The 13,781-nt window shown below is 49.8% G+C and carries 8 protein-coding genes; 2 read left to right on the top strand and 6 right to left on the bottom strand.

The genetic code is table 11. From position 1 onward, the window contains the following. Positions 1-61 precede the first annotated feature (61 nt). Both Q5866_RS01905 and glgP read left to right on the top strand, forming a co-directional pair. Positions 62-1,411: a glycoside hydrolase family 57 protein gene (locus tag Q5866_RS01905; protein WP_303178418.1), complete on the top strand. Its 1,350-nt coding sequence runs from the start codon at positions 62-64 to the stop codon at positions 1,409-1,411. A 5-nt stretch (positions 1,412-1,416) separates the two neighbouring features. Continuing rightward, positions 1,417-5,661, top strand: a complete 4,245-nt coding sequence (gene glgP, locus Q5866_RS01900; RefSeq protein ID WP_303178416.1) for an alpha-glucan family phosphorylase — start codon at positions 1,417-1,419, stop codon at positions 5,659-5,661. A 159-nt stretch (positions 5,662-5,820) separates the two neighbouring features. Here the strand turns inward: glgP and Q5866_RS01895 are convergent, their stop codons facing one another. The 6 genes from Q5866_RS01895 to kdpA form a co-directional block, all read right to left on the bottom strand. Further along, positions 5,821-7,269, bottom strand: coding sequence for an ATP-binding protein (locus tag Q5866_RS01895; RefSeq protein ID WP_303178414.1), 1,449 nt, complete (start codon positions 7,267-7,269; stop codon positions 5,821-5,823). Positions 7,270-7,283: 14 nt separating this feature from the next. Then, positions 7,284-8,408, bottom strand: coding sequence for a sensor protein KdpD (locus Q5866_RS01890; RefSeq protein WP_303178413.1), 1,125 nt, complete (start codon positions 8,406-8,408; stop codon positions 7,284-7,286). 14 nt (positions 8,409-8,422) lie between these two features. Further along, positions 8,423-9,127 (bottom strand): hypothetical protein, encoded by a 705-nt coding sequence (locus Q5866_RS01885; protein WP_303178411.1) that lies wholly within the window; start codon positions 9,125-9,127, stop codon positions 8,423-8,425. A gap of 301 nt (positions 9,128-9,428) precedes the next feature. Next, a complete protein-coding gene (locus Q5866_RS01880) occupies positions 9,429-10,007 on the bottom strand; it encodes a K(+)-transporting ATPase subunit C (RefSeq protein WP_303178409.1) in 579 nt (192 codons plus the stop codon). A gap of 9 nt (positions 10,008-10,016) precedes the next feature. Further along, a complete protein-coding gene (gene kdpB / locus Q5866_RS01875; RefSeq protein WP_303178407.1) occupies positions 10,017-12,050 on the bottom strand; it encodes a potassium-transporting ATPase subunit KdpB in 2,034 nt (677 codons plus the stop codon). A gap of 22 nt (positions 12,051-12,072) precedes the next feature. Then, on the bottom strand, positions 12,073-13,779 hold the full coding sequence (kdpA, locus tag Q5866_RS01870; protein ID WP_186975028.1) for a potassium-transporting ATPase subunit KdpA: 1,707 nt from the start codon (positions 13,777-13,779) through the stop codon (positions 12,073-12,075). Between the last annotated feature and the right edge of the window lie 2 nt (positions 13,780-13,781).

The raw sequence follows: 13,781 nt of genomic DNA, 5'->3' as shown, positions 1-13,781 counted from the left end.
AGAAAAGAGAGAAGTCATTTTCAATTTTCAATTTTCAATTCTCAATTAAAAATGTATGGTTATGAGAAAGACATTGTGTTTCTATTTTCAGATACATCAACCGGTGAGACTGAGAAGATATCGCTTTTTTGATATAGGCAAACGTCATGATTATTTTGACGAGTACGTGAATCGCTCGACAATCCGGCGGGTGGCGGAGAAATGCTATTTGCCGATGAACAGGTTAATCATGGATATAATTAAGCATTACGGGGAGAATTTCAAGGTGAGTTTTTCCATTTCCGGGTCGGCATTGGAACAGTTTGCCCTGCATACCCCGGAGGTGATAGAGAGTTTCCAAGAGTTGGCGAAGACCGGGTGCGTGGAGTTTCTGGCGGAAACTTATCCCCATTCGCTGGCATCCCTCTCGTCTACCGATGAATTCGAGTTGCAGGTGAAGCGGCACGTGGAGAGAATGGAGGAGTTGTTCGGTCAGAAACCGGTGACGCTGCGCAATTCTTCGTTGATATATTCCGATCTGATCGGGGAGCGGGTGGCCGCGATGGGATTTGAAGCGATGCTGACGGACGGGGCGAAGCATGTGTTGGGATGGAAGAGTCCGAATTTCCTGTACACGAATGCGGCGAACCCGAAACTGAAGTTGCTGTTGAAGAATTCCCGGTTGAGTGATGATCTTTCCATGCGTTTTGGCGAGCGGGATTGGAACGAGTGGCCGATCACGGCGGATAAATACGCCCGTTGGTTGAACGAGAGTGCGGCGGAGAGCGAGATAGTGAATCTCTTTATGAATTACGAAACGTTCGGCGAGAACCAATCCGCAGAAACGGGTATTTTCGAGTTTATGCGATCGTTGCCGGAATATATATTCTCCATGACGGATTTCGAGTTTTTGACGCCGAAAGAGGTGGTGAAGAAGCATCAACCCGTGGCACCCTTGCACGTGCCATACCCGATTTCATGGCCGGATGAAGAAAAAGATATTACAGGATGGTTAGGGAACGAACTGCAAACGGAGGCATTCGAGGAGTTGTTCAAGATACAACCTCGGGTGAGGGCGTTAAACGATCAGGCTCTGGATAAGGATTACTGGCGTTTGCAATCGAGCGACCATTTCTATTACATGAGGACAAAACTATTCTCGGATAATGATTTCCACCGTTACGTTTCTCCTTACGAAACTCCTTACGAGGCATTTATTAATTACATGAATGTGTTAAGTGATGTTATCTTGAGGGTGGAGGATATGGAAAAAAAGCGTATACTTGTAGATGAAAAGGACACCGATAAAGAGGAAAGCCCCGTGAAATCAAAGAAAACGACGAGGACGCCTCAAAAAAAGAGTGCGGAAAGTTCTGCGAAGACATCAAAAAAGGTGGACGACAAGGAGAAAAAAGTTAAGTCAAAACATTAAAAAGTATGAACAATTTGGAATTGAAAAATCCCGCCTATTTGTTCGAGGTAAGCTGGGAAGTGTGTAATAAGGTTGGAGGTATACACACGGTGATCTCAACGAAGGTGTTGAGTATGGCCGGGGAATTCAAGAACAACCATATATTGATCGGACCCGACGTGTGGCGGTATGATGTATCGAACCCCGAGTTCACGGAAGATCCCCACTTGTTTAAATCGTGGCGTTTGAAAGCCGCACAGGAGGGGTTGCGTATAAAAGTGGGACGTTGGAATATCGCGGGTAACCCGGCGGTAATACTCGTGGATTTCACCTCGTTTATCCCGCAGAAAGATCAGATACTGACCTCTTTCTGGGATAAGTTTCAAGTGGATTCGCTCACGGGACAGTGGGACTACATCGAACCCGTGTTGTTCGGGTTCACGGCGGGAAAAGTAATCGAGAGTTTCGTGCGTTACCATGTGTCCGCACGTCAGCAGGTGATAGCGCAATTCCACGAGTGGATGACCGGAAGCGGGTTGCTTTACTTGCGGGACGTGATGCCGCAAATCGGGTGCGTGTTCACTACTCATGCCACGGTACTCGGGCGTAGTATCGCCGGGAACGGGTTGCCGTTATACGATCCGATGAAAGATTATGACCCCGCGGAAACGGCAAGGCGTTTTGGCGTGACTGCTAAACAGTCGTTGGAAAGTAAGTCGGCGGAATGGGCGGATGCCTTCACGACGGTGAGTGATATCACGGCGTTGGAGTGTGCACATTTCTTGGGTAAGAACGTGGATACGGTTACCCCGAACGGGTTCGAGAATAGTTTTACGCCGGACGAGGCGAATTACCCGAGGAAACGTCAGGAAGGGCGTGATAGGTTGTTGAAAGTTGCTCAGGCGCAGTTGGGCAGAGCTGTGGCGGAAGACGCGTTGATAGTGGGCATCAGCGGGCGTTACGAGTTCAAGAACAAAGGACTGGACGTGTTTGTCGAGGCGTTGGGACGTTTGAACCGGAATGCGGAAAACAAACGGGATATACTTGCTTTCATTCTTGTTCCGGCAGGCTTCAAAGGCGTGAACCGGGAATTGGTAAATAATCTGGAACGTCCGTATCAAGCGGTGGAAACCGTGTTGCCCTATATGACACACGAATTGTCCGACCCGCAGAACGATCCCGTGTTGCGGAAACTGGGCGAGGAACAGTTGTTGAACCGGGCGGAGGACAAAGTGAAAGTATTTTTCTGTCCGAGTTACCTGAACGGGAATGACGGGGTATTCAATATGCCTTACTATGACCTGCTCGTGGGTATGGATTTGACAGTGTTTCCCTCGTACTATGAACCGTGGGGATACACGCCGCTGGAAAGTCTGGCGTTCAAGGTGCCGACTATCACGACGACTTTGGCGGGATTCGGGTTGTGGGTGGAATCCCATTACAAGAAAGCGCATCCCGGTATTGAGGTGATTCGTCGGGATGACCGGAACAACGAGGAAGTGGTACGGAAGATAGCCGACAAGATAAAGGAGGTCGCCGCCATGAACAAGCGGGATTTCCAAGCTATATGCAAGAATGCGAAAGAAGTGTCCAAGATTGCCTTGTGGGAGAATCTGGTGTCCTATTACAACGATGCCTACTGCGTGGCTGTCGGCAAGGTGAACGAGCGTATCGCCGAACTTCCGGTCGTGGAGGAGGAGCAATGGTCGTTTATCGAGAAGAAGAGCGCTTCTGCCACGCCGAACTGGATTTCGGTTATCATTCATCGTTCCATCCCGGAACGGTTGAGGGCGTTGGAGGAGTTGACGAATAATCTCTGGTGGTGCTGGAACGAGGAGGCTATTGATTTGTTCAAGAGCATCGACTCGTTGCAATGGATGTTGACTCGTCATAATCCCATCGCCTTGTTGGACAAGATTTCTTTGAATCGCTACAAGGAGTTGGAGAATGACGAGGAGTTCGTGGCACGTTTAGAGGCCGTGTACAATAAGTTCTCGAAGTACATGGAGGAAAAAAAGCAGATGAGTGAGCCTTCTATCGCTTACTTCAGCATGGAGTACGGGTTACATTCGTCATTGAAGATATATTCCGGTGGTTTGGGTGTCCTTGCCGGGGACTACATGAAAGAGGCAAGTGACAAGAAAACCAAGATAACGGGAGTAGGTTTGTTGTATCGTTACGGTTACTTTACCCAGAAATTCTCGGCTGCCGGTAATCAGGAAGCGGAGTATGAGGCGCAGGATTTCACGAAGATTCCGGTAGCCCCGGCGCGTGACGCTAATGGCAATTGGTTGACTATCAGCTTAACCTTCCCCGGACGGGATGTGTATGCCCGTATCTGGAAAGTGAACGTGGGACGGATAGAACTCTATTTGTTGGATACCGATTACGAGGATAATCAAGAGGCAGACCGTAGTATCACGCACTTCCTGTATGGCGGGGATTGGGAAAACCGTTTGAAGCAGGAGATATTGTTGGGTATCGGTGGAATCCGTGCTTTGCGCAAGCTGGGCATCGAGGCGGATGTTTATCATTGTAACGAGGGACATGCCGCGTTTACCGGTCTGGAACGCCTGCGGGAATACGTGGCGGACGGTCAGCTTTCATTCGCGGAAGCGATGGAAGTGGTTCGCGCTTCTTCGTTGTTCACGACTCATACCCCGGTCCCTGCCGGACATGATTCGTTCTCGGAAGGTATGTTGAAGACTTATTTCTGGTTCGTGCCTGATCGGTTGAAGATCACGTGGGAACAGATGTTGGCTCTGGGACGGGTAAACGCGAACGACCCGAACGAGAAGTTCTCCATGAGCTTCCTCGCGGCGAACCTGTCGCAGGAGGTGAACGGTGTCAGCTGGCTGCACGGCAAGGTGAGCCGGGATATATTCAAGGACTTGTGGCCGGGGTACATGCCGGAAGAGTTACATATCAGTTACGTGACTAACGGGGTGCACTACCCGACGTGGGCGGCTCCCGAGTGGAAAAAGATACAGGGAGGCGTGTTTGGTGAGAAGTTCAAGACGCATCATTACGATAAGGCTTGTTTCGAGGGTATTTATCAAGTGCCCGATTCAATCATCAGCGAAACGCGCAACATCTTGCGTTCCCGGTTGATCCGTCATATCAAGCATCGTTTGGCGGACGAGCAGGTCACGGCATATTTTACCCCGAAACAGATCGTGGATATTCAGGACACGTTGCGGGATGATATACTGACGATTGGTTTTGCCCGTCGTTTCGCGACGTACAAGCGGGCACACCTGTTGTTCCGCAACCTCGATCGTTTGAACGAGATCGTGAATAACCCGGATCGTCCCGTGCAGTTTATTTTCGCGGGGAAAGCACATCCGGCGGATCAAGCGGGACAGGATTTGATTAAACGTATCGTGGAAGTGTCGAAATACCCGCAGTTCTTGGGTAAGATATTGTTCCTGCCGAATTACGATATGGACTTGGCACGTCTGATGGTGCAAGGGGTGGATGTTTGGATGAACACGCCCACGCGGCCGCAGGAGGCTTCCGGTACGAGTGGCGAGAAAGCCGCCATGAACGGGGTGATGCATTTCAGCGTCCTCGACGGATGGTGGGTGGAAGGTTACCAGAAGGATGCCGGTTGGGCTTTGCCGATGGAACGGGCATACGAGAATCAGGAATTTCAGAATGAACTGGATTCCGAGATGATATACAATATTATCGAGTCGGAGATCGCCCCCGCTTTCTACGATAAGGCGGCCGACGGGATCTCCGCTTCGTGGGCAGGGTTTATCAAGAACACGATTGCCAAGGTGGCGGCAAACTTCACGTCTAACCGGATGTTGTCGGATTACGAGGATAAATTCTATCTTCCGATGTCCCGCCGTTATCACCGTTTGAGCGAGAATAACTATGCTTTGGCGAATCAGATTGCGGAGTGGAAGAAGAAGGTAAGCCGCGAATGGGATTCCGTGCAGGTAGACGGTTTGATATTACCGGATAAATCCAAGCAGATTATTTCTCTCGGGAAATCCTATCAGGCCAAAGTTACTCTCGAGCTTGGGGAATTATCTCTTGACGACGTGGGTATTGAGTTGGTTGCCATGATGAAGAAAGACGAGCGGCTCGAGGTTTGCTTCACGCAGGAGTTCGTTCCCGTATCTTTCGAGAATGGTAAGGGACTTTACTCGATCGAGGTAACTCCCGATGATCCCGGGCAGTTCATGCTGGGCTTGCGGATATTCCCGAAGAATATCTTGTTACCGCACAGGCAGGATTTTGCTTTGGTGAAGTGGGTTTAGTTAATTTTAGATTTTAAATTTTAGATTGGACTACCCCTTCGGCGAGTTGCAGGTTCTAACGTTTAAGACTGTATTCTAGCTCCTCCTCTGTTTATAGAGGAGGTGGTAGCTCTGCTGACGGAGAAGTTCAATCTAAAATCGCTAAATCTAAAATGGTATCTAGGCTTTCAATCGCATTGTAAACGTGCTTCCTTTTCCTAATTCGCTTTGTACCGTCAGTGTTCCGCTGTGTGCTTCCACGAAGTCGCGGGAGATGGAAAGTCCTAGACCGCTGCCCTGTGTTTTTGTTCCGGGGACGCGGAAATAGTGATCGAAGATGCTTTTGTGGTAGCGGGGATCGATGCCTTTTCCGAAGTCTTGGACGTACAATTCGATATATCCGTCTTGTGTTTGGCAGGCTCCGATAATAACTCTACTGTTCTCCGCCGAGTAGCGGATGGCATTGCTTAACAGGTTTGTCAATACCCATGCTATCTTCTCGCTGTCAACGAACAATTTGCCGATTTTATCTTCGGGGTATTCCACTTCAATCTGGATGTTGAATTTCTCTGCCTGTACCCGGTTCGCTTTTATAGCGTAGTCTATCAATTCTATCGGTTTCGTGATTTTGGGTTTCAGTTGGAGTTTACCCGCCTCGACTTGAGTCATATTCAGCAATTCGCTCGTGATGTTCAACAGTCGTTCCGTGTTCTCTTTGATACTATTGGATAAATCCTCTTGTTCCGGGTTTAGTGCACCGATTCGCTTGTCTTCCAGCAATTGCAGGCTCATGAGAATAGCGGAGAGGGGTGTCTTCAACTCGTGGGAAATCGTGGAAATAAAAGTAGTTTTGGCGGAATCCAGTTCTTTAAATTCCGTGATATTCTTGAGCATGATCACGTACCCTTTCTTTTCGGGGGCTTTGCCGTTTTTACCCGGTTGGGTGATGGTCATGTATTTGGCTTGGAAATAACTTTCTTTATTGTCGGCATAGATTTTCAAGGGTTCCTGCTTCTCCTGCGGGTGTTTGCCGACCAGTTCCCGTATCAGTCTGCGCAGCAGATCATTTCGTAGGGCAATATCCTGTGCCGCTTGGTTCAATATTTCCTCTCGTTTCAGGTTCAGTACATTCAGGGCTTCGTCGTTGATAAAGAGGATTTTCATCTCGTTATTCAGTCCGATAATCGGATCGCTGAGGCTGTTGATGATGGTTTCCATGTATTTCTTTGCCGACATCATCTGTGCCAGCGTGCTGGCGTGATAATCGGCAAGGCGTTGTGCCATACGGTTGAAGTTCTCGGATACTACTGAAAATTCTTGATTATCCTTTATATTCAAGCGTTTCTCGTAGTTATGGTTTGCGATCTCGGTGATGGCGTCGGTTAATTCCTTGATCGGTTTGTTAATCGAGGAGGGGAGGCGTATCAACATGGTTATCCCTATACCGATACATGTAATCCCGACAATAGCGATCCATAACAAAGCCCGGTTCAGACCGGGGGCGGCAGCCGGACTGTCCGGCTCGGTTGCGGTCAGTATTTGTAAGTTTACTACCGACAGGGCGACCAGCAATATGATCATGGCAACCAGAACCCCTATCCCTATCGTTAATTTTGCCTTTATATTCATGATTCTCAGTTTTATTACGCGAGTATAATCAAATCAATGTTCATTTCTCTCATTGCGTTTAGGAATTTTCTGTATCTGTTGATTTTTATCCATGAAGCAGGCATTCTGAAACTCGGTTGCCCCATGCAGATGGTGGTGATTTGCCTCGTGCGGCAAGTATTGACGATGGTTTTCCACACGTGCGGGGAAGCGATTTGCATCACTTCGCCCCCCAGTTCGGTAGCCAGCTTGAAGTGGTTCAGTAGATGGCGTTGCGTGGCGAGCCCGATGCGGTCGGCGTTTTCCCGCGGTGTTTGCACGTAGAGGGCTATAAACGTGGTATTGTAATGTGCGGCGAGTCGGGCGGCTTTGCGGATAATGTGGCGGGGAGTCTTTTCATTGCTGCTGACGCAGGCGAGAAATTTCTCGTGCCGGATACCCATATCCCCGGCGACAACTTCCGTTTCTACCTTTTTCTCTACACGGAAGGCGACCTCTTTTAAGGCTAATTCCCGTAATTGCAGGATATTCTCTGTTTTAAAGAAGTTATTCAACGCCAGTTGAATCTTTTCCGGACGGTAAATCTTCCCGGCTTTCAATCGGTTGATCAGTTCTTCGGCGGTCAAGTCGATGTTCACGACCTCGTCCGCTTCCTGTAACACGCTGTCCGGAATACGCTCCTTGACCTCGATTCCGGCAATGTTCTTCACCTCTTCGTTCAGGCTCTCGATATGTTGGATATTGACGGCGGAGATCACGCTGATTCCGGCATTCAGTAACTCTATGACGTCTTGCCACCGCTTCTCGTTCCGGCTGCCTTCCACGTTGGAGTGTGCCAATTCGTCGACGATCACCAGTTCGGGGTGTTGCATCAGGATTCCTTCCAGATCCATTTCTTCCAGTTCTTTCGCCTTGTAGAATATTTTCTTTCTCGGGATGACGGGAAGCCCTTGCGCAAGGACTTCCGTTCCGGTACGTCCATGTGTTTCGATATACCCGATCTGTACGTCGATGCCGTTCTCCAGTAATTCGTGCGCTTCCTGCAACATACGGTAAGTTTTACCTACACCGGCAATCATGCCGATGTAGATTTTAAACTTGCCTCGTCGCGACCGTTTGATTAGGTCTAGGAAATATTGTACGTTTTCTTCTTTGCCCATGAACTTGTTTTTATTTAGAACTCGATGCACCACCCGGCGATAAGATAGGTTTTGTCAAAAACCGGGGAAGCGATTGCCTGTACAAATATAGGCAAAGAAAAGCGTTCCCCGAGTTTGATTGACTTGCTTGCTTTCAGAGAAATATCCGTGAATCCGGCTTTCTCCGCGTAATACATCCCTTTCCACGGGGTAAAACCGACGGCAGGAGTAAGCGAGATCTCTGCCGGGCAGTTGAGCACGTATGATGCGCTGATATAAGTCGAGTAGGCACGCTCTCCCTCGTCATTATCGTCACTTCCGGCGAACATCGTTGCCCATCCCAGCGTCAAGGGGCATTTTTCCCCGAACGTGTACGTCAGCGATGCCTCGAAGTGGTGGTCGTTCTTGTAGTCGCCGTAGGGATTGGTGATGCCGTTCCACCAGTAGTCAGTGAGGGTGAGGCAGAAGCGATTGAACGAGTAGCTCAAGTTGATGTCAAATTCCTGCGCTCCGTCCGTTTTTGTCAGACTCTGGCTGCCCCATGCGCTCAGCGAGAAGTTCTTGTAGGCGAGTCCCAGCGTGGGTTGGACGGAGAAGCCCGAATTTTGGTAGGCTCCCCGCCAAATATAATCGCTGGCGAAGTCTATTTTACCGTTTACTTTCAGTTTGTCTTGTGCTTTTGTCATAAACGGAATCATCATAAGAAGTCCCAATGCAATAATTCTAAAACTCTTTTTCATGTTAAATTCTTTTTGTGTTACTACTATTTCCGCTTCGGTAAAACTCCTCCGTCTGCTTCGCCGCCAAGTGAGCCCGGAAGCCGGTCTCGAACCAGCTCCCGCTCGGCAAACCGAGAGCAAGCTCTCTTTCTGCCCTCGCTTAATCGCTGGTTTCCTCTATAAACAGAGGAGGAGCTGGTGCCTCATACCGAAGACGTTGAGTAACTAAGCTCTCTCTCTGTTTATAGAGGGAGTACGGCGAAGCCGGGAGGGAGTTTTACCAGATTCTTGGGTTCTCCCTACTGCGGAATAGCGGTAACTTTCATTTATTATTAGCTGCTTTTTCCAATGCTACATTTAGTTTCAACACGTTTACTTTTTCCGTACCGAACAGACCGAGGAACGGTTTCTCCACGGCTTCCTCCACGATGGACAACACTTTTTCTTCGCTCATCTTCCGGGCTTCGGCTACACGTTTTGCCTGCACGTAAGCGCATTCCGGTGTGATGTTCGGGTCTAGCCCGGAACCGCTTGCGGTTACCATCTCGGCAGGAACTTCACTGCGTTTCAAGTAGGGATGATGCACGAGGAAGGTGTCTACCCGTGCTTTTACCTCGTCGAGATATTCTTGGTTGGTAGGTCCTTTGTTGCTACCGCTGGAACTTGATGCGTCATACCCGTCACCGGCACAGGAAGGTCGTCCCCAGAAATAGATGTCCCGCGTGAAGGTTTGTCCCACGTTGGCGGCTCCCACTATTTTGCCGTCCAGCTCGATGATTTCCGCGTTGCCGCCGTTTGGTGCGGCTACTTGGGCGAATAACCACAGTACGAGGATATAAAACACGGAGAAGAAGATACAGAAGACGATCGTGATTCTAAATGACTTTATAAAATTTTTCATGACTTTCAATTAAAAGAATAAACCAACAATTAGATCAATCAATTTAATTTCGACGAACGGAACGATGATACCCCCTGCACCGTAAATCAGCAGGTTGCGGCGGAGCAGGGCGGAAGCCCCGATCGGTTTGTACTGTACGCCTCTCAGTGCCAATGGGATCAAGATGGGGATAATGATCGCGTTGAAGATGATGGCAGAGAGAATAGCACTTTCCGGACTGTGCAATCCCATGATATTCAACGCAGCAAGTTCGGGGATTGACAGCATGAACAGGGCGGGAACGATGGCGAAGTACTTTGCCACGTCGTTGGCGATAGAGAAAGTTGTCAATGTACCTCGTGTCATGAGCAACTGTTTTCCGATCTCCACGATTTCAATCAACTTCGTGGGGTCGTTGTCAAGGTCTACCATGTTACCGGCTTCCTTGGCGGCTTGCGTACCGCTATTCATGGCAACTCCCACGTTGGCTTGTGCTAAGGCGGGAGCATCGTTCGTTCCGTCACCCATCATGGCAACCAGCTTTCCGGCGGCTTGTTCTTTCTTGATGTATTCCATTTTGTCTTCCGGTTTAGCCTCGGCGATAAAGTCATCCACCCCGGCTTTCTCGGCGATGTATTTTGCCGTCAGCGGGTTATCACCCGTCACCATCACTGTTTTCACACCCATTTTGCGCAGGCGTTCGAAACGCTCTTGAATACCCGGTTTGATAATATCTTGCAACTCGATAACCCCGGCAACCTTCTTGTTGATGCTTACCACTAGCGGGGTACCTCCGTTTGCCGAAATCATTTCGACCAGTTTCGTGATTTCCGTCGGGAATTTATTCCCGGCTTCTTCCGTTAACTTGCGGATCGTGTCAAACGCACCTTTCCGGATCTCGGTACCGTCCTTCAGGTTGATACCGGAACAACGGGTTTCGGCAGTGAATTTAATCATCCGTGCGCCTTCCGTGTGCAATCCCCGCACGCGCAAGCCGGATTCATGAGCCAGTTCGATAACGGACTTCCCTTCCGGCGTTTCGTCAGACACGGACGAGAGCATACAAGCCTCTATGAATGCTTTCTCTTCCATACCTTCCACTGCGTAGAACCGTGTCGCTTTCCGGTTACCGATAGTGATCGTTCCCGTTTTATCCAACAACAGGGTATCTATGTCCCCGGCTGTTTCTACCGCTTTTCCCGATTTGGTAATCACGTTGGCACGTAGTGCCCTGTCCATTCCGGCGATACCGATGGCGGAAAGTAGTCCCCCGATGGTGGTCGGGATAAGACACACGAACAAGGATAGGAAAGCCGCGATAGTGATTACCGTTCCCGTGTAGTCGGCGAACGGTTTCAACGTCACGCACACGATCACGAATACCAGCGTGAATGCTGCCAACAAGATAGTCAACGCGATTTCGTTCGGGGTTTTCTTGCGGGATGCGCCTTCCACGAGGGCGATCATCTTGTCAAGGAAGCTCTCTCCCGGTTGGGTGGTAACCAGTACCTTGATACGGTCGGACAGCACTTTCGTACCGCCTGTCACGGAACTTTTGTCCCCGCCGGCCTCCCGGATAACGGGAGCGGATTCCCCCGTGATAGCACTCTCGTCGATGGAAGCCAGTCCCTCGATGATCTCCCCGTCCGAGGGAATCACGTCACCTGCCTCGCACTCGAAAACATCGCCTTTCTTCAATTGTGAACTGCTCACGTGTTGGATTTTCCCGTCCACGATGCGTTTGGCGGGAGTTTCCTCTCTCGTTTTTCTCAAACTGTCTGCCTGCGCTTTGCCTCGTGTTTCGGCGATTGCCTCGGCGAAATTGGCGAATAGCAGCGTGATAAACAGGATGACGAACACGCAAGCGTTGTAAGCGAATGAACCCTGCTCATCGTTGAATATCGAGTATATCATGACGGCGAACATGATCACGGAGCAAACCTCCACCATGAACATGATCGGGTTCTTTATCATCACCCGCGGGTTCAATTTCACGAATGATTGTTTTAAACTTTCCATTACCTGTTCTTTGGGAAACAGGGAAGTGGTTTGATTGTTTTTCATATCTCAAAAATTCCAATAAATGTTACAAACTTAAATGCTCGGCAATCGTACTCAAAGCGTGCGCGGGGAAGAATGACAGGGCTGCCACGATAAAGATAACGGCAAATGTCATCATGCTGAAAGTCACCGTGTCCGTCTTCAGTGTACCGGCGCTTTCCGGCACGAATTTCTTACTTGCCAGCAACCCGGCGATGGCGACCTGCCCGACGATGGGCAAGAAACGACCGAGAATCAGCACGATACCGCAAGAATAGTTCCAGAACCACGTGTTGTCGCCCAATCCCTCGAAACCGGAACCGTTATTCGCTGCCGATGACGTGTACTCGTAGAGCATCTCGCTCAACCCGTGGAAACCGGGATTGTTCAACCAACCGCCTTCGTTCGCCACGAACTGTGGGGCATGCACGTACAGGTAAGCCGCTAACGCCGTTCCGACCAAGATAATGAACGGGTGCAGCAGGGCCACGATGGATGCTATTTTCATCTCCCGCGCTTCCACCTTCTTGCCGAGAAATTCGGGGGTACGTCCTACCATCAATCCACTGATGAACACGGCGATAATGATAAACGTGAAGTAATTCATCCAACCCACGCCGACACCACCGAACCACGTGTTGATTTGCATGTTCAACATCTCCATCATTCCGGAAAGCGGCATCGTGGAGTCGTGCATACCGTTCACCGAACCGTTGGAAGTCACCGTCGTGGTGATACTCCACAAGGCTGTACCGGCAGAGCCGATGCGTACCTCTTTTCCTTCCATCGCTCCGTTTTCCTGCGCGATGCCCAGCTCGTCAATCCGCGGGTTACCGCCCATTTCCTGACTCACGTTAATGCACACGCCAACCAGATAAGCGAAAAGCATCACCCCGTAAATGCAATATCCCAGTTTCCGGCGGCGCAGGTAGAACCCGAACGCGAACGCCATCGCCATGGGTATAAGTAATATGGCTATACATTCCACCATGTTGGACAAGTAAGTCGGGTTTTCCAGCGGGTGGGCAGAGTTTACCCCGAAATAGCCTCCCCCGTTCGTTCCCAATTGCTTGATCGGCACGATAGCCGCGGTCGGTCCCTGTGATACCATTTGCGTGGTGCCTTCCATTGTCGTTACTTCCATTTTGCCGTCGAATCCCATGGGCGTACCCTCGATAATCAGGATAAAACCGACGATTAGCGACAGTGGCAACAGGATACGGGTACAACTCAACACCAAGTATTTCCAGAAGTTGCCGATCGTCCGCGTCGTCTTGGCGGCAAGTGCTTTCATGATTCCTGCCATTGCCGCCATACCGCAGGCGGCAGTGATAAACTGGAACAGCATGATAACGAACAATTGCGTGAAGTACGTCAACCCGCTCTCGCCGCTGTAATGTTGCAAGTTACAGTTCACCATGAAACTGATACACGTGTTGAATGCTTGGTGTGCGGTCTGTCCCTCGTTCCCGTCCGGGTTCAACGGCAGCACACCTTGCGTCACCAGAAGCACCATACCCCAGATAAACCAGAAAAGGTTCACGATCAACAACGCCTTCAAGAATTGTTTCCAGTTCATCTCCTCTTCCGGGTCGATACCGCTCCACTTGTAAATCAATCGTTCGATCGGTTTCATGAAATCCGACCACGTCTGCTCGCCTCTATAAACTTTGGCAATATATTTTCCCAACGGGTAGGCAATCAGCCCCATCAGGAGTATTTGCGCGATAACACCTAAAATTTCCGTATTCATAC

This window comes from uncultured Butyricimonas sp., from assembly GCF_959596855.1.
Taxonomy (GTDB): Bacteria; Bacteroidota; Bacteroidia; order Bacteroidales; family Marinifilaceae; genus Butyricimonas; species Butyricimonas muris.
The sequence above is the reverse complement of the archived record's forward strand: the minus strand, read 5'-3'. Positions and strand labels throughout refer to the sequence as shown.